The sequence below is a fragment of the Bacillus sp. URHA0034 genome (assembly GCF_056280405.1).
Map to the genome: position 1 here is coordinate 5215265 of NZ_JBWCDK010000002.1, position 18687 is coordinate 5233951.

Below are 18687 nucleotides of genomic sequence, written 5' to 3' on the forward strand. Positions count from 1 at the left end.
TGTAAAACAAGATGAAAAGTTCGAATTTAGGTTACCCAAGAATTGGAGAAAAACGCGAGTGGAAAAAGGTCCTTGAACAGTTTTGGGGAGGGAAAATTGAAAAAGAGCTATTTTTAACACAAATGGGAGAGATTCGCCTGCACCATCTTCAAAAGCAAAAGGACCGGGGCATTGATCTGATTCCAGTCGGTGACTTTAGCGTATATGACCATGTCCTTGATACAGCTGTAATGTTCGGTCTGGTACCTAACCGGTTTAACTATAGTGGTGGAAAAGTGTCGCTAGAAACTTATTTTGAAATTGCGCGAGGAAGAAAAGATGCGGTGGCCGCTGAAATGACAAAATGGTTTAATACGAACTACCACTATATTGTTCCTGAGCTGGACGGAGCTGTACCAACTCTTGTTGATAACCGTCCACTTCAATTTTATAAAGAGGCAAAACAAAAACTGGGGATTGAAGGAAAACCAGTTATTTTAGGGCCGGTTACCTTTGTCAAACTCTCAAAAGGGTATAGTGATTTTAAAACAGTGGTACAACAGTTTGTGCCGCTATATGCTGAAATACTTAGTGAGCTCGAGGCAGAAGGTGTGGAATGGGTACAAATCGATGAGCCTATGTTAGCTACATCCCTTTGTAAAGAAGAGGTAGAGATATTTTCTGAAGTCTACCACCAATTGCATGATGCAGCACCAAACGTAAAGCTTCTGTTGCAAACGTACTTTGAAAGCATCGATTCTTACGAAGAGATTATTTCTCTTCCTGTTCAGGGAATTGGATTGGATTTTGTCCATGATGGCTGCCAGAATCTTGCCTCTTTGAAAAAGTGGGGATTCCCGAAAGATAAAGTGTTAGCGGCTGGTGTTATCGATGGCAGGAATATCTGGCGCGCCAATCTTGATGAGAAAACATCGTTACTTTCAGAAATTGCTCAGTTTGTTTCGAAGGACCGTCTGATCGTCCAGCCCTCATCAAGCTTATTACATGTGCCTGTAACAGTGAAAAGTGAAGAAGCACTGGAAGGGGTACTTAAAAATGCGTTATCCTTTGCGGATGAAAAATTAGACGAGGTTGTTGTTCTAACAAAAGGACTTCGTCATGGTAAAGACTCTATTCAAGAAGTGATAGAAGCTAGTACAAAAGCGGTTAAAGAATTGAATGAATCATCCTTCCGAAACAATCAACAAGTACAAAAGGACATGGAAAACTTGGCTTCATTTAGGGCTGAACGTGAAGTGCCATTTAAGATTCGACAAGCCATTCAGGAAGGCACATTCCAGTTACCACTATTGCCCACCACCACAATTGGGAGCTTCCCGCAAACTCAGGAGGTTCGAAAGCAGCGCCAACTATGGCGTAAACGCGAGTTAACAGATGTGGAATATGAGAAATATATCAATGCAGAAATTAAAAGATGGATTGAAATACAAGAAGAACTTGGCTTAGATGTCTTTGTCCATGGAGAATTTGAGCGGACAGATATGGTTGAATATTTTGGTGAAAAATTAGCTGGGTTTCAATTCACTAAATTCGGTTGGGTACAGTCCTACGGCTCCCGCTGTGTAAAACCTCCGCTCATTTATGGAGATGTTTCCTTCCAGTTCCCAATGACCGTCAAGGAAACAATTTTTGCCCAGTCGTTAACGACAAAGCCTGTAAAAGGGATGTTAACAGGTCCGATTACGATTCTAAATTGGTCGTTTGTCCGCGATGATATTCCACGCTATGAGGTGGCCAATCAAATTGCCCTTGCACTTCGCAAAGAAGTGGAAATACTTGAGGAAAATGGAATCCGGATGATACAAGTGGATGAGCCTGCACTACGTGAAGGATTGCCCCTAAAGCGTGAGAACTGGGATCGTTATTTGAATGCTGCTGTATATGCCTTCAAACTCGCCACCACATCGGTTCAAAATGAAACCCAAATTCATACGCACATGTGTTATGCCAATTTCGAAGATATTATCGATGCGATAAATGACCTCGATGCGGATGTAATTTCCATTGAGACATCCCGCAGTCATGGTGAATTACTATCGGCTTTTGAAGATCATACGTATGACAAAGGGATTGGTCTGGGAGTTTACGATATTCATAGTCCTCGTGTACCAGCACTTGAAGAGTTGACGAGAAACATTGAGAGGGCCCTTCAAGTCCTTGATCCGAAGCTGTTCTGGATTAATCCTGATTGCGGTTTGAAAACCCGTGGGCTGGAGGAGTCCGTTGCTGCCCTAACGGTAATGGTGGCAGCTGCACGGCAGGTGAGAAATAATCTTGTTGTGAAAAAATAAAATACTTGTCAAAGTGAGAGTAGTGTACTATATTAGTTGATATACAATATTTAGTGTTTATTTTTATAAATGAATACTAAATATAGATAATAACCAATGAAAATGGTGTCTATTAAGACTTAATAGGGAATCTGGTGAAAATCCAGAACTGTACCCGCAACTGTATATGCTGACGAAATAATCGTATCCACTGTCTTAGGACGGGAAGGGATTAGAGTAGGCTCAAAGCATAAGTCAGGAGACCTGCCATTTTTATAGCGTGTTATCTTCTTCGGGAAGTGGGAAGATAAAACGAGGGGTATTCTGACTAATACAGTGATCCTGCTGTTTTACTAGATCAATCCACGTTTTATTAAACCCATCTTCTCTGAAGATGGGTTTTTTACTGTTGTTTGACACAAGTAATGGTGACCGAGCGGTTGGACGAAACGTTTTCTGGGGGCACAAAAGTAGATAATTGTGCCCGTAGCCCCAGAGAATAGTGTACCAATGGTTACAAAAGAAGAAATTTACGACCGAATTCCTAAAAAGTCGGGGAGTCATGGTCACAAAAAAAGGGGTAATCATATGACTGTTAAAAATCATCCTGAAATCGATATTGTTTTAGAAGCGATAAAAAGAGCAAACGAAAAATATAATCTGGATACAACCGAACTAGTACAAAAGATAACCGAACTAGAGGTATCTTTACGAAATGAACAATCACTGCTCTATGCTTTAAATCAAATCTCGATGGAGGACCCAAACTGGACCTTTCTGGCGGCAAACCTATTTTTAAATAATTTATATGAGAAAGCAGCCAAACATAGAGGATATCAACAAAACGAAAAATACGGTGATTTTTATACACTACTTACATATCTGACGAAAATAGGTATCTACTCTGAAAATTTATTACATGATTATACCAAGGAAGAGATCGAAAACCTGGGGGCAGAAATAGATTCGGACAAGGACCATTTGTTTAATTATATAGGATTATTTTTATTAGCAGACCGATACCTTGCGAAAGACTACGAGGGAAGAATCTACGAATTACCTCAAGAACGCTTTATGATTATCGCGATGACCTTGATGAAAAACGAGTCTAGGGAAAAGCGATTAACCTTTGTGAAAGAAGCATACTGGGCATTAAGCAACTTGTATATGACGGTTGCGACCCCGACTCTCTCCAATGCCGGGAAAAGTTTTGGGCAGCTTTCCTCTTGTTTTATTGATACGGTAGATGATTCGTTAGACGGAATTTATTTAAACAATTGGGACATTGCCCGATTAAGTAAAGATGGCGGCGGTATTGGTATTTATCTAGGAAAAGTGCGTGCTTTAGGGTCTGATATTAAAAAATTCAAAGGAAATTCGTCCGGTGTGGTCCCGTGGATTAGACTCATCAATGATACAGCGGTGAGTGTGGACCAACTGGGGCAAAGACAAGGAGCCATCGCGGTTTACTTAGATGTTTTTCATAAAGACATGATGAATGGCTTTTTAGATTTAAAAACAAACAATGGTGACGAAAGACGAAAGGCACATGATATTTTTACCGGGGTGTCCATTCCAGATTTATTTATGAAGAAACTAGAAGAAGTGGATCAAAACGGGAGAAGCGTGGGAGAATGGCATACCTTTTGCCCCCATCAAGTCAAACAAATCATGGGCTGGAAGGATGAGAACGGGACTCCGCTAGGTCTGGAAGATTTTTATGATGAGGTGGAGGAGAAGTTCTTTACTGAAAAATATGAAGAAGCGGTAAGACATCCTTTACTCCAGAGGAAAACGTATCGAGCGATGGATCTGATGGCCAGAATCATGATTTCTCAATTAGAAACAGGGACGCCATATATGTTCTATCGGGATGAGGTCAATCGGCAAAATCCTAACAAACATGTTCGGGGAAAAGGCCGTACATCTATTTTTTGCAGTAATTTATGTACGGAAATTGCCCAAAACATGTCAGCTACTGCCATTGTCAAGGAATTTAAGGATGAAGATGGCAATATTGTCATCATTCGAAAACCGGGGGATTTTGTTGTTTGTAATCTATCATCTATTAATCTTCCAAAATCAGTTCATGTTTTAGAAAGATTAATTTCCATTCAGGTAAGAATGTTAGATAACGTAATTGATCTTAATACCATTTCTGTTGGACAAGCTGAAGTAACCAATAAAAAATACCGTGCGATTGGCTTGGGGACGTTTGGCTGGCATCATCTCCTGGCATTAGAGGGGATTTTCTGGGAATCAGATAAGGCGGTTTCCTATGCCGATCGGCTATATGAGGAAATTGCCTACTATACCATTCGTTCCTCGATGCTGTTAGCAAAGGAAAAAGGCTTTTATAGTAAGTTTGCTGGATCAGAATGGCAAACAGGACGTTATTTCGAACGGAAAGGTTATAAGAGTGAACGGTGGAATCAGTTGAAAGAGGATGTTTCCAAATACGGTGTGAGGAATGGCTGGATGATGGCGATTGCACCTAACTCATCAACAGCCAAGATTGGTGGGTCGACAGATGGAATTGATCCGTTATATGCGGTCGAATACGCGGAAGAGAAGAAGAACTTTAAATTTAAGGTCACCGCACCTGATTTAGACCATAATACTTATAACTTTTATCGCCGAACAAGACATGGATTAGATCAAACCTGGAGCATTCGCCAGAACGCCGCACGCCAGCGCCATATTGACCAATCGATTAGTTTTAATCTATATGTCCGTCATGATATTAAGGCAAAGGACTTGTTGAATCTCCATCTGGAAGCCTGGAAGCAAGGCTTAAAAACAACTTATTACATTAGAAGTACATCGCAATCAGAGATTGATGAATGTGAAGCCTGTCATAGTTAGGAATTAAGGAGGTATTGAGAAGATGATTCATACACCATTAACGAAAATTAAACTGTTAAACCCGGAATATCCCAATAAGTCAACCAAAATTATCAATGGAAAGTCTTCAGGTCTGCTGAATTGGAATGATATTGCCTATCCAAAAATGTATGATTTGTATCAAACCCTGCTTGCGAATTTTTGGAAGGCGCAAGAAATTAATATGCAGGATGATATTAAACAGTGGGATTCCCTAAGTGATACTGAAAAAGATGTTTTCCTGCGAATAAACACACAGCTTGCTTCACTTGACAGCCTGCAAACTCCGACAATGAGTCAGGTGATGGATTATGTAACAGACTCAAGCTTTAAAGCCATTTTCGCTGTGATTTCACAGCAAGAAGCAGTTCATAATGAGTCCTATTCCTATATCCTAAGCTCCTTGGTCCCGATAGGCGAACAAAATGAACGATTCAATCAGGCCAAAGTGGATCCAATTGTGAAAAAGAGAAATCAATTAATTTTGGATGCATATGAGTATTTTAGAGAGAATCCTACACCACAAACTTTATTCCAATTGTGTGTGAATTCTATCAATCTTGAAGGGATTTACTTTTACGCAGGGTTTGCCTTTTTCTATCACCTGGCACGTGAGCAAAAAATGCTGAAAACGAGTACAATGATCAGTTATATCCAACGCGATGAAATGCAGCATGCCTACTTTATTGCTCAGTTTATCCGTATCCTTTTAACGGAAAATCCCGCTCTTCATACAGAGGAAAATATTAACTATGTGTATCAGGCAATCGGCCAGGCGGTTGAACTTGAAAAAGAGTGGGCGCATTACATTTTAGCTGAAATTAAAGGAATTGATTTACAGGAATTTGAAGAGTATGTCGAGTATCTTGCCAATAAACGGTTGAGACAGTTAGGATTGAACAACCTTTATCCTGAAAAAATAAATCCTATGCCTTGGATTCAAGTGTTCGGAGATGACATGGTGAATGAGACGAAGTCGGATTTCTTTGAGCAAAAATCAAGAACCTACTCAAAAGTCTCACAGTCCAACGGGTTTGACGAATTATAAGATGAAGATTGCGATTGTTTATACGTCTATAACAGGAAATACCAAAGAATTAGCGGAGATGATTTATCGAAACTTTATCGGCCGTTTGGTGGACGTGTTGATTTATAGGATTGAAAATTTTCCCTTTGCGTTTTTAAGTAACTTTGATGCGATTGTGATTGGCACTTATACATGGGGAGATGGTGAAATCCCTAAAGAAATGTGGAAACTCTATCAAGGCTTTGAGAAGGTTGACTGTAAAGACTTGGTCACAGCGGTTTTCGGTACGGGAGATAGCTTTTATCCGAACTATTGTGGAGCAGTCAATTTGTTTCGCGATATGTTATACGTGCACACCAACCTTGCTGCAACGCTGAAAGTGGAACTGCTTCCCCAAATACAGGACTTTCATCGCAGTGAAATGTTTGTTGATTCAATAATAAAAAGGGCTAACCAAATAGCTCCCAATTTAAAAGTATAAATTACTAAATAACAGGTAAAAAATCACAAGTTTTTTCCCTGTTATTTTTAAGATGAAAAGGTGCTGGTGTCCATGAAAGATTTCCATTGCTGTGCAACATGCCGTCATTTTAAAATAGAGAAAAAATCAGAAGGAATCAGCTATTTTTGCAGCCGGTTAGGGTATGAAACACAAACAAACTACAAATTTAATTGCTGGAGCCCTAAGGAGCAGGTAATAAAATTGATGAATAAAAGAAACAGTGGAAGCAGTTAAAATTTCAACGATTAAGAGTAAGCCGAAAGATACCGTTAAAGACATTTATTTTAATTTATTCATAAAATATTCACATTTAAGTGATAGAATCATTTTGGGTAAACCAACGATTACCTAATAAAGAGAAATCCAGCCATCATTGTGCTGGAATTTTTTTTAATTATTATTGGTTTCAAACTCCATTGGAAAATCAAAACATATCAAATTAGTAATAATTTTGATATGATAGAAATTGTTTTTTTAGAGAAACCAATTGTGTTATATCACAGGAGGAATATGCATGGATCGATTATTACAATTGAATACGATTTTTATAAGTATTATCATTGAAGCATTCCCATTTATTGTCATCGGGGCTTTTATATCTGCACTGATAGAAGTTTTTGTTTCTGAAAATACACTGCTTAGAATTCTGCCAAAAAATAGATATTTATCTGTTGTTGCTGCTAGTTTTATGGGAGTATTATTTCCTGGATGTGAATGTGGGATTGTTCCCATCGTGTCACGGTTAATAAAAAAAGGACTCGCCCCTCATGCAGGAATTGCCTTTATGCTTTCTGGTCCAATCATCAATCCGATTGTTTTATTTGCAACATTTATTGCATTCGGAGATAGCTGGACGATGGTAGGGTACCGAGCAGGGTTAGCAATAGGTGTCTCAATTTTAGTTGGACTTGTATTATCTTTTGTTATAAAGGACAATCCACTAAAAGAAAATAATGAAATACATGTTCACGACCATTCTCACCAGAATACTAGACAAAAATTAATGAGTGTTCTTAACCATACTATTGACGAATTTTTTAGTATGGGAAAATACGTAGTGCTGGGTGCACTACTTGCATCTACTATGCAAGTTTATGTACCAACACGGATATTAACAACACTGGGCGGTACGCACGTAACTGCAGTATTGGTTATGATGGTTTTAGCTTTTATCTTATCTGTTTGTTCGGAAGCAGATGCTTTTGTAGCAGCATCTTTTCGTAATTTTTTCCCCCAAACTTCAATCGTATCTTTCTTAGTGTTTGGCAATATGGTGGACATTAAAAATTTACTTATGATGTTTGGATCTTTTAAAGCAAAATTTGCTCTGCTTTTAGTTTCATTAATTTCTTCATTTGTATTCATTGGTTCACTTCTTTTGTAAAGGATGGCGGATGATGTTTAAAGTCCTTATTTTAATACTTACTACAAACTTGTTTTTTATGCTTCATTCCACAGGAAACATTTCAAAATATATAAACATGAAATATAGCTTCTTATCTGCAAGTATGATCGTGTTTTTATTCATTCTTACAGTTGTGGAAGGAATTAAATTATGGTCATCTGGAGAAAAGAAAGAGAAACATCATGATTGTGATTGTAGTCACGATGACCATGAACACCATCATGAACATGGTCACATAAAAAAGAAACAATCTGCTGGAAAAAAGATTAAAAAATTCTTGGCGTACACTCTTGTGTTAATTCCAGCTATTTCTGGAGTAGTTTTGCCAGTGGCAACTCTTGATTCACAGCTTGTGGATGCAAAGGGGTTTTCATTTCCAACATTAGAAGACGGAAGTGATCAGTACGGGACCCATCAAGTTCTAAATCCTGATATGAGTAAGTTCATGAACCAATCTGATTTTCAGGATTTAGTAAGGAAAGAGTCTAAGTCTTATATTCCAAAAGATAATATTATTTTAACCGATAAAGACTATTTAGTCGGATTAGAAGTAATGTATAATTTTTCAGGAGCTTTTGCTGGTAAAACTCTTACCATGAAAGGATTTACTTACAATGGTCCAGGAGAACAACCTAACCAGCTGTTTTTACTTCGCTTTGGGCTGATTCATTGTGTCGCTGACTCTGGTGCCTTTGGAATGATGATTCAATTCCCGAAAAACGTACACATTCCAAATGACCAATGGTATCAAGTAACAGGAACAATGGATACAGTTTATTATCCACAAATGAAAACCAAAATTCCTGTTTTAAAAGTAACAAGCTACAAAACCATTCCAAAGCCGAATGACCCTTATGTTTATAGAAATAGTTTGAATTAATAAGAAAGGCCCTATAGGGTCTTTTTTTATGTCGATTTATGTATGGAAATACAGAAAAACAAAAGAGCATAGAAAAGGTTCCAGCTCTTAACTATTTCTTTGGAAACATTTGTTGCTGTAAGAACATTGTTGAAGTGCTGTGCTGCTTTTTGTATAGTGTCACATCTTTTGTAGTAGACAAAAAGATTTCTTCAAAAAAATTTAATCAAAAGCTATTTTCTTTAAATAAAATTGAATTAATTGCGTCCATGACAGCTAAATCTTAAACTCTTGCAGCTCGTTCGAATAAAGTACAACTAAATTTTGTAAAATATTCCTCCTTCAGATTGGCACGAACGTTCATTCGTGTATAATTATAGTATGCCTATCAAAGGAGGAGCTTTTTATGAATTCAATTGAATTAATTATTTTAAACTTAAATGAAGTTAGAAGAAGAAGCATAAAAGTCTGGAGATCTATTCCTGAAGAAAAACTAAGTTGGAAGCCAGATAATGAAGCAATGAATTGTCTAGAAATGGTCAGGCACGTATTAGAAAGCGAACATTATTATCACCTTGCACTTAAAAATCAAGGAAGTTTAACCGTTTTTAATTCCCCTTTTGAAAACAGACCTTTTACCTCTGTAAATTCTGAAATTGAATTTGCTGAACCCTATCGTAATTATTTTATAAATACAATCAGATCATTTTCTGAAGAAGACTTAACAAATATTAAGATTGACCGTTCTGATGCAGGATACATAAGAGACCTGGGGGATATGCTCCTACGCATTGCGTATCACGAATCTGTTCATACTGGTCAGTTATTAGATTATTTAAGAACCGCAGGTGTTCCAAGAATCCGTATCTGGGATTAGTGTGTAATAAGGTGCTTTCACTGTTGTGAAGCACTATTTTTATTGCGTATTGTTTTTTAGGGTTCCATTTTTTAGCTAAACTTCCCCATCAACACGAAGCGATCTTCATTTTTTATTGTTGTTAATGTTAGGCTCCTCAATCATTAAGACTATTATATTACCTTACTATTGAAGAAATATTAGAATTATCAGCATAAATGTTCGATTACCGAGAATAGGCTTCATTTTTACCAAGTAAGGTTTCTTTTTCCCTAAAAGACGAACATTATTATTAATTGACAAACCATTATTCGTGTTATACAATCAATTTTGGGTTTCAAATAAAAAGGTTCAAACTAAACCTGAATAAGTGGATGAAACCGTTCCACTTTCGGAAAACTATTAATATTAGATAAGTTATTTTTAATTAAAAAAACTATTCTTAATACAAAACCTAAATATGGAGTGAAAACACATGGATAATGTATTTGACTATGAGGATATTCAGCTTGTTCCAGCAAAATCGATCGTAAACAGCCGTACTGAGTGTGATACGACGGTTACATTTGGCGGCCGTACATTTAAGCTGCCAGTTGTACCGGCAAATATGCAGACAATTATAGATGAGAAGATTGCCGTCTACTTAGCAGAAAATAATTACTTCTATATTATGCATCGTTTTCAGCCAGAGAAGCGCTTAGATTTTGTTAAAGACATGCAGGCTAGAGGTTTGTATGCATCGATTAGTGTGGGTGTTAAAGAAGATGAGTATCGTTTTATTAAAGAATTAGCAGAAGAAAATCTTACACCTGAATACATTACCATTGATATTGCACATGGACATTCCAATGCTGTTATCAATATGATCCAGCATATCAAGAAGCATATTCCTGGAAGCTTTGTTATTGCAGGAAATGTGGGAACTCCTGAAGCGGTAAGGGAATTGGAGCATGCAGGTGCAGATGCAACAAAAGTCGGCATTGGTCCAGGGAAGGTTTGTATTACTAAAATTAAAACTGGATTTGGTACTGGCGGCTGGCAATTAGCTGCACTTAGATGGTGTGCAAAAGCAGCAAGCAAACCTATTATTGCTGATGGAGGCATCCGTACTCATGGTGATATTGCGAAATCCGTTAGATTTGGAGCTGCCATGGTAATGATTGGATCGTTATTCGCTGGGCATGAAGAATCTCCAGGAGAAACAGTTGAAAAAGACGGTGAGCTTTATAAGGAATATTTTGGCTCAGCTTCTGAGTTTCAAAAAGGTGAGAGGAAAAATGTTGAAGGCAAAAAGATGTATGTAAAATTTAAGGGAGCCTTACAGGATACCTTAGAAGAAATGGAACAAGATCTTCAATCCTCAATTTCTTATGCTGGTGGTAATAAGCTGTCTGCCATTAGAAATGTAGATTATGTTATTGTTAAGAATTCGATTTTCAATGGAGATAAGATTTATTAAGACTTATGAAAAATCGGCCAATTGGTCGATTTTTTTTTATTCGATTAGCTGTATTATAAATAGAATGAAATTTTGATTCAGATTACCTCATAAAAAATGAGTTCCAAACGAACTTCTATATATAGCTTAATAAAGGGAGGATATTCCCTTTCTTTCTGAGATAAAGTCCAGCTATATACATTAATTGCCAAAATCATTAACGTAGTAAACTAGTGAATAGGGGAGAGTTTTGTTGAAGGAGTTTGTGATTTGTTATACATTAGAAAATGATATTAAACGAGAAAGAATATTGAAAGAGTCAACTATTAAAAAGGAAGATGTTGTTCAAGAGATACTAGAAAAAATTGAACAGCGGAAATACTTTCTTGCAAGAGACAGTCAAGGAGATTATTGGATTAATAGTTCCTTAATCCGTTATATTCGTGTAAATGAACAGAATCGGCTAAAATATAATCTCATCCATATGTTGTAACTAAAATATGCCTCTTAAATCAACTTTGAGTAACTATGTATAGGGGAGAGTAGTAGAATGTCAGAAGAAACCTATCAATCTCGTGAAGAACGAAAAGCAGCGGAAAAGGCGAGACAAAATCAACAAAAGAGCAATCAATTACCAAAAAAAGGGTCAATGTTTAAAAAAATAATTATCGTCTGTTTAGTGCTAGGACTCGTGTCAACAGGTGCAGGAGCGATAACTTTTGCTTCAATGATAAAAAATGTGCCTAAATTGGATTCTTCAAAACTGGTCGATCCACTTTCGACAAAATTTTATGATAAAAACGGAAATTTCTTATATGAGTATGGAAAAGAAAAGCGAACTAAAATTACCTATGATCAAGTGCCAAAAGTGCTTGAACAGGCATTTATTGCCACGGAGGATTCCCATTTTTATGAACATCACGGTATTGACATAAAAAGGACTGCCAAGGCTATTTTAGTGAATTTAACAGGGGATTTCGGATCACAAGGCGGAAGTACGATCACGCAGCAGGTGATTAAAAACTCTATTTTGACTCCTGAGAAAACATTAAAGCGAAAAGTCCAGGAATGGGACTTGGCATATCAGTTGGAACAAAAATATTCCAAGCATGATATTTTAATGATGTACTTAAACAAAATCTACCTTGGAAACCGCTCTTACGGAGTGGCGGCAGCTGCGAAGAATTACTATGGTATAGAAGCAGATGAGTTAAACAAATTGACGCTCGCACAGGCGGCAATGTTAGCCGGATTGCCGCAAAGCCCGAATAATTACGATCCAACTAAGCCAGAAAATAAAGAAGATGCTACGAAACGCCGCAATATTGTCTTAAGTTCGATGCTGAGAGATGGTTATATAACAGCAAAACAAATGCAGGAAGCATCCAAAGTTCCAGTAACAGAAGGACTTATAGCCAAAAATACCGAACAAAGTATGCCGTATGAAGCATTTCTAGACGCAGCTGTAAAAGAAGTAAAGGGAAAACTTAAGGATGTAGACATCAGTAAGGATGGATTATCTATTTATACAACGCTGGATCCAAAGGCACAGGATTATGCAGATAAAATGATGAATACCAATGAAGTCATTGCCTATCCAGATGCGAGTTTTCAGGGAGCTTTCGTCTTTTTAGATACAAAGACAGGGGAAATCAGGGCGATTGGAAGTGGGCGAAACGACTATAAAGCACAATTTCTTGGTAACAACTTTGCAGTCGATTTAAATCGCCAGCCAGGATCTTCCTTTAAGCCGATTTTTGACTATGGCCCTGCGATAGAAAAGTTAAAATGGTCCACTGCACATATAATCAACGATCAAGCGACTTTCTATTCAACCGGCCAGCCCATTTCAAACTGGGATCACCAATATCATGGATTACTTACGATTAGGACAGCACTTGAAAAATCTTATAATATTCCTGCGCTGCTAACGCTTAGAGAGGTTGGACTTGATCGGTCCAAGAACTTTGCAGAACAGCTGGGGATTACTTTTAAAAATGACCAAGTATATGAATCATATTCAATTGGAAGTAATACCGTCAATCCTGTAGAAATGGCTGGAGCGTACAGCGCTTTTGGAAACGATGGTGTCTACAATAAACCGCACTTTGTCCAAAAAGTTGTTTTTCCAAATGGAAAGGTCGTTAATTTTGCCGAAAAACCAAAACGTGTAATGCAGGATTACACTGCCTATATGGTAACGGATATGTTACGATCAGTCGTAAATGATGGGACAGGGACTACTGCAAATGTCCCAGGATTAGATGTTGCCGGGAAAACAGGAACAACAAATTTTGATACAAAGACTCGTGCTAAATACGGTTACCCAAGTACTGCAACAAATGATAGCTGGTTTGCTGGATATACGCCACAATATACGATGGCGGTTTGGACCGGATATGCCAAAAATGGCCCTGGAAACTATATGGCAGGTAATACGACAAAAATTGCCCAATATATGTTCAAAGCAATGATGCAATCCTTTGGAACAGATTCATCTAGTTTCCAGCAGCCAGACACTGTTTATCAAGTAAATAACGAATTATATATAAAAGGGAACAGTTCCGCGGAAATCCCAGTTAAACCCAAACACACCGAAGAAAAACCCACTTCTAATAAGAGCGGAAACGTTAGTGAAGTCAAAAAGAATCAATCAGAGGGATGGAAAAAACAAAAAGAAAAAGGAAATGGCAAAGACAAAGGTAAAGGGAAAAATAAACATGATTAAGAAGCATGGGGACGGTTCTTTTGCTTCAAAAACTTCGGGTATGTGGATAGATATGTCAATGTTTTTATTGACTTCATGTTAAATATTCAATAAACTAATTGGTAATTAACAAATAAAGGCAATGAAGAGAAAAAGTAAAATGAATTTGTTTTTCGACAGAGAGCTTCGGATGCTGAAAAGAAGCAAAAACAATCATTTGAACAATGGTCTCTGAGCTTCGTTCTGAACATACTATTTGGATTAGTAGGATACGACGAGTTTTGGCACTCGTTATCAATGCCACGGTATAAGAGCAGCGTTTTTATGCTCCGTACTTGCTGAGGCAAATGGTGTAAGCCATTTGTGAAATAAGGTGGTATCACGTGGTATTTAAACCTCGTCCTTAACTTTAATAGTTAAGGGCGAGGTTTTTTTGTTTTATTAAAATTAAAGATGGAGGCTATTCATTATGAGTATTTTTATAGGCGGTGCTTGGGCGTATGCTAATGGTTCGTTACATCTTGGCCACATTTCAAGTTTGTTACCTGGCGATATTCTAGCAAGGTATTACCGTTTAAAAGGAGAAAAGGTTTTATATGTATCAGGCAGCGATTGTAATGGTACACCGATAACGATTAGAGCAAAACAAGAAGGGGTTTCTCCAAAAGAAATTGCGGATCGTTACCACCAAGAATTTGCAGACTGTTTTTCAAGATTAGGATTTTCATACGATACGTATACAAGAACCGATACAGTACATCATCATAAAATCGTTCAAGAGATATTTTTAGCCTTACTTAAAAAAAATCTTCTCTACAAAAAGGAAATTGAACAAACCTATTGTGAATATGATCAGCAATTCCTGCCTGATCGTTATGTGGAAGGTATTTGCCCAAATTGTGGTGCACAGGCACGTGGAGACCAATGTGATTTTTGTTCAAGTGTGTTAGAACCACTTGAATTACTAGATGGAAAATGCAAAATTTGCGGAAATACGCCAACGACAAGAAATACAGAGCATTTTTACTTTTCGTTAAGTTCCTTTCAAGCTATTTTGGAAACCCATACGCAGCAAGCTGAAAATAACCATCTATGGCGTGAAAATGCACTATCGTTGACCAAAAGATATTTAAAAGAGGGCTTGCAGGATCGAGCCGTGTCAAGGGATTTACCTATTGGTGTTAGTGTTCCGGTACAAGGTTATCAGGATAAAAAAATCTACGTTTGGATCGAAGCCGTTTCAGGGTATTATTCAGCCAGCAAACTTTGGGCGAAAGAAACGAGTCAAAATGACGCAGAGTTTTGGAAATCTTCTGCGACATCTTATTATGTACACGGAAAGGATAATATCCCGTTCCATTCCATTATATGGGCAGGAATCCTGGCGGGACTTGAACAAGAACCATTACCTGCACATATCGTTTCAAACGAGTATCTTACGCTGGAAAAGAAAAAATTATCAACGAGTAAGAATTGGGCTGTTTGGGTTCCAGATATTTTAGAAAGATACGAACCCGATTCCATCCGGTACTTCTTAACCATTAATGCACCGGAAAGTCGTGATGCGGATTTTTCTTGGAAAGAATTCATTTATAGTCATAACAGCGAATTATTGGGTGCTTACGGGAACTTCGTAAATCGCACATTGAAGTTTATAGAAAAGTCATTCGATGGTGTTATACCTAAAAAAGACATTACACTTTCCATTGAAGAAAAAGTGAATCAATTATACGATGAAGCAGGAACCTCTATTGAACATACATCTTTTAAACAAGGATTGGAAAAGATTTTTGAGCTGGTTAGATTCGCAAATAAATACTTTGACGAACGTCAACCATGGAAGCAGGTACACGAGGATCCTGAGTCATGTAAACAAACCTTAGCTAATTGCGTATATCTAATTGGGAACCTAGCACATATTTTAACCCCATTCCTTCCTTTTTCGAGTGAAAAGGTTAAAAAAATGTTAAATATAATAGAAACCAACTGGAAATCTTTCGAAGTTAAAGCTGAAATTTTATCGAACGTTGAACCATTATTCGAACGGATCGATCCAGCAAAAATTGAAGAAGAGCTAGAAAGGCTGAACCAACAAACAGTTTAAAAATAAAAGCATTCAATTTTGATGACGCTGCATTAAAAAGGCAGCGTTTTTCCATGTTGACGAAAGAATCCCCAATGTCGAAATTTGACGATAAAAAAATTTTAATGTATCCGTTTCCAGTTGTTAAGATAAGATGGGCTATAAATATTTTCAATTTTTGCTCTCTTACGACTATTGTATCGTAATGTGTATGGAGGAGAACTATGACAGGAGGATCAATCATGCAACAGGTACACAAGTGTAATTCGGAAATCAATAGAAATGAGGAAAAGGCGCAAACTGTCCGTCTAAGTATCGAAATTCCTGAAAACATTAGAGATAATTTCCGCGATGCCGTTGAAAAAAACGGAAAGTCAATGAAAGATGTACTTAAAGTATATATGCAAAAATACATATGGAAACAAAGCGAATTACAAAGAAATAGACAAAAACGACGACAAAATATTTGAAAAAATAAATGAAAACCAAAGTGCCTTCCCTCACTAAGGTTTTCATTCAAGGAATAATGTCACAACTCTATTATAGTTTTTAGGAAGAAATCCCCCAAGTTTCTTGTTACATTTGCTTACACACTATTTTCAAATTAAACAATCAAACGAAGAAACTTGGATATAGGAAACAGCTAGGTACTGAAACCTAGCTGTTTTGTGTGCGCTTGGCAGCGCATCGCTCTAATGGGTGAAAGTCCCTAACATGCCGTTGTGGCGGAAATGTATAGCTAACAGGTAGTGCGAGTATCGTGAGATTTCGTGCGGAGGACCTGAAGGCAAAGCTCGGAACAGGTGGCTGTAACCATTTTGGCTGATAAGATGGGATAACCCTGCGCAAAATGGGGACGTCCAATACCACACTGTATCTTATTAGTTATGAGGACTGGCTTCGAGTGAAAGGCGATGAACGTGACCCAAGGAGATCTCATCATCTCCACCGTAGGTGGTAACTCTTTTTCAAAGCCGCGAAGGACAAGAAATGGACTATGGAAGGTGAGAAGTCAGAGCAGGGGATAGTAGTGATTAAACTTGTTGGAAACGCCACAAAGACAAGTGACTTATCACAATGTTGATAAGGCAGACATTGACCCAAAAGGCAGTGAACTGATGCGAAGCCCGTCTGTCCATGGAAGATAAGCAATACGAACTTATCTACTCGTCATGTACTAAACAGAAGTCGATGAGGCAGAAAGCCGAAGAATCGAGACCGAAAGAAAGTAGGTTGTTTAGGGCGAAGTACTAATATTAAATATCAGCCATTGGTTTTACCTATTCAGTTGATAATGTATTGGGAAAGGAAACGAATGCATGAATGAAGCAATAGGAAAACGAAGCTTACGTGTAGTGGAGAATTCTAAAAAGAAACGCAAGTGGTACAGCTTAATGGACAAATTATGGAACTATCAAAACCTGGAACTAGCCTTTTATGACGTGAAGAAAAATCGCGGTTCACACGGAGTGGATAAAGTAACGATTAAAGAGTATGAAATAGAATTGGAACACAACTTAAGAGTGCTCCAAGAATCTCTGCGTTTAAAAACATATCGTGCAAAACCAGTCAGAAGAGTTTTCATTCCAAAAGCTGATGGTACAAAACGTCCACTAGGAATTCCAACAGTAGAAGACCGTATTCTCCAAGCCGCAACCAAAAGAATACTTGAACCAATCTTTGAACAGAAATTCTTAGACTGTAGTTTTGGATTTCGTCCGAACCGTAGTGCACATATGGCGATAGATAAAATCCGACAGGATTTGATGGATGGGTATAACTTTGTAATTGATGCGGATATAAAGACCTATTTTGATTCAATTCCTCATGATAAGCTTATCGATTTAATCAAAGAAGAAGTTGTGGACAGTAGCGTACTAGCATTAATAATGCAATTCCTAAAATCGGGAATCCTTGAAAACGGAAGTTTTTATGAAAGTGACACTGGGAGTCCTCAGGGTGGCGTAATCAGTCCATTATTAGCAAACATCTATCTGCATCCACTCGATGAAATGATGATGGAAAGAGGTCACCGTATTACAAGGTATGCGGATGACTTCGTCATCTGTTGCAAATCCCGAAAGGGTGCAGAAAGAGTACTAAGAACCGTAGTGAAGCTCTTAGAGGAAAAATTAGGTTTGAAAGTTCACCCTGACAAAACTAAAATTGTAGATAATTATGAAGAACCGTTTGTCTTCCTAGGTTACGTTTTCAAAAAAGGGTATTTCCATTCTCCATCAGACAAAGCAGTAAAGAAATTCAAGAAAAGTATCAAGGATGTAACGAGAAGAAACCTAACAGTTAATTTGGAAGAATTCGTCAAGAATCGAATAAACCCCATTGTTAGAGGATGGGGAAGATACTTTGGGGTTGGATTTTCAAAGACTTTATTTCAAAAGTTAGACTCATGGATTCGAAGAAGGCTTAGGATGATTCAGCTAAGAAGCTGGAGAAAAATAAGAAAGCTCCACAGGGAGCTTCGAAAAAGGAATTGGAAGGGCGACCTTCCGCGTCTTTCAATGACTAGATGGAGGAATTCTAAAACCGAACAAGTACATTTTGCGATTCCTAATGAAAGGTTTCGAGAAATTAAACTTGTTTTTCTTTTAGACATTTACAATGAACTACATCCTCAAAGGGGATAAAGTGGAGGAGCC

The 18687-nt window shown here is 37.7% G+C and carries 13 protein-coding genes, 1 riboswitch and 1 other annotated feature; all 13 genes read left to right on the forward strand.

Annotated features, from left to right (window positions below):
- Positions 1 to 11: 11 nt before the first annotated feature.
- The 13 genes from metE to ltrA all read left to right on the forward strand — a co-directional run bounded on the left by metE (position 12) and on the right by ltrA (position 18675).
- Positions 12 to 2291, forward strand: coding sequence for a 5-methyltetrahydropteroyltriglutamate--homocysteine S-methyltransferase (metE, locus tag ACZ9EE_RS27415; protein WP_476031723.1), 2280 nt, complete (start codon positions 12 to 14; stop codon positions 2289 to 2291).
- Positions 2292 to 2377: 86 nt separating this feature from the next.
- A riboswitch (cobalamin riboswitch) is annotated at positions 2378 to 2556 on the forward strand.
- A 302-nt stretch (positions 2557 to 2858) separates the two neighbouring features.
- Positions 2859 to 5135, forward strand: a complete 2277-nt coding sequence (locus ACZ9EE_RS27420) for a ribonucleoside-diphosphate reductase subunit alpha (RefSeq protein ID WP_476031724.1) — start codon at positions 2859 to 2861, stop codon at positions 5133 to 5135.
- A 22-nt stretch (positions 5136 to 5157) separates the two neighbouring features.
- The gene (locus ACZ9EE_RS27425) at positions 5158 to 6201 is read left to right on the forward strand and encodes a ribonucleotide-diphosphate reductase subunit beta (protein ID WP_476031725.1); all 1044 of its coding nucleotides are present in this window, start codon (positions 5158 to 5160) and stop codon (positions 6199 to 6201) included.
- A complete protein-coding gene (locus ACZ9EE_RS27430; protein WP_476031726.1) occupies positions 6188 to 6661 on the forward strand; it encodes a flavodoxin domain-containing protein in 474 nt (157 codons plus the stop codon). Before ACZ9EE_RS27425 ends, ACZ9EE_RS27430 begins: the two co-directional genes overlap by 14 nt.
- A 517-nt stretch (positions 6662 to 7178) precedes the next feature.
- A complete protein-coding gene (locus ACZ9EE_RS27435) occupies positions 7179 to 8066 on the forward strand; it encodes a permease (protein WP_476033121.1) in 888 nt (295 codons plus the stop codon).
- A 13-nt stretch (positions 8067 to 8079) separates the two neighbouring features.
- A complete protein-coding gene (locus ACZ9EE_RS27440; RefSeq protein WP_476031727.1) occupies positions 8080 to 8967 on the forward strand; it encodes a TIGR03943 family putative permease subunit in 888 nt (295 codons plus the stop codon).
- A gap of 385 nt (positions 8968 to 9352) precedes the next feature.
- The gene (locus ACZ9EE_RS27445; RefSeq protein ID WP_476031728.1) at positions 9353 to 9823 is read left to right on the forward strand and encodes a DinB family protein; all 471 of its coding nucleotides are present in this window, start codon (positions 9353 to 9355) and stop codon (positions 9821 to 9823) included.
- A 454-nt stretch (positions 9824 to 10277) separates the two neighbouring features.
- Complete coding sequence (gene guaC / locus ACZ9EE_RS27450) at positions 10278 to 11261, forward strand: GMP reductase (protein ID WP_476031729.1); 984 nt, start codon at positions 10278 to 10280, stop codon at positions 11259 to 11261.
- Between the two features lie 232 nt (positions 11262 to 11493).
- Positions 11494 to 11733: a hypothetical protein gene (locus ACZ9EE_RS27455; protein WP_476031730.1), complete on the forward strand. Its 240-nt coding sequence runs from the start codon at positions 11494 to 11496 to the stop codon at positions 11731 to 11733.
- 57 nt (positions 11734 to 11790) lie between these two features.
- The gene (locus tag ACZ9EE_RS27460; RefSeq protein WP_476031731.1) at positions 11791 to 13968 is read left to right on the forward strand and encodes a transglycosylase domain-containing protein; all 2178 of its coding nucleotides are present in this window, start codon (positions 11791 to 11793) and stop codon (positions 13966 to 13968) included.
- A 112-nt stretch (positions 13969 to 14080) separates the two neighbouring features.
- Positions 14081 to 14355: a binding site (T-box leader), on the forward strand.
- A 61-nt stretch (positions 14356 to 14416) separates the two neighbouring features.
- Positions 14417 to 16051, forward strand: coding sequence for a methionine--tRNA ligase (gene metG, locus ACZ9EE_RS27465; RefSeq protein WP_476031732.1), 1635 nt, complete (start codon positions 14417 to 14419; stop codon positions 16049 to 16051).
- 221 nt (positions 16052 to 16272) lie between these two features.
- A complete protein-coding gene (locus ACZ9EE_RS27470) occupies positions 16273 to 16500 on the forward strand; it encodes a hypothetical protein (RefSeq protein ID WP_476031733.1) in 228 nt (75 codons plus the stop codon).
- 849 nt (positions 16501 to 17349) lie between these two features.
- A complete protein-coding gene (gene ltrA, locus ACZ9EE_RS27475; RefSeq protein ID WP_476025550.1) occupies positions 17350 to 18675 on the forward strand; it encodes a group II intron reverse transcriptase/maturase in 1326 nt (441 codons plus the stop codon).
- The last annotated feature ends 12 nt before the right edge of the window (positions 18676 to 18687 follow it).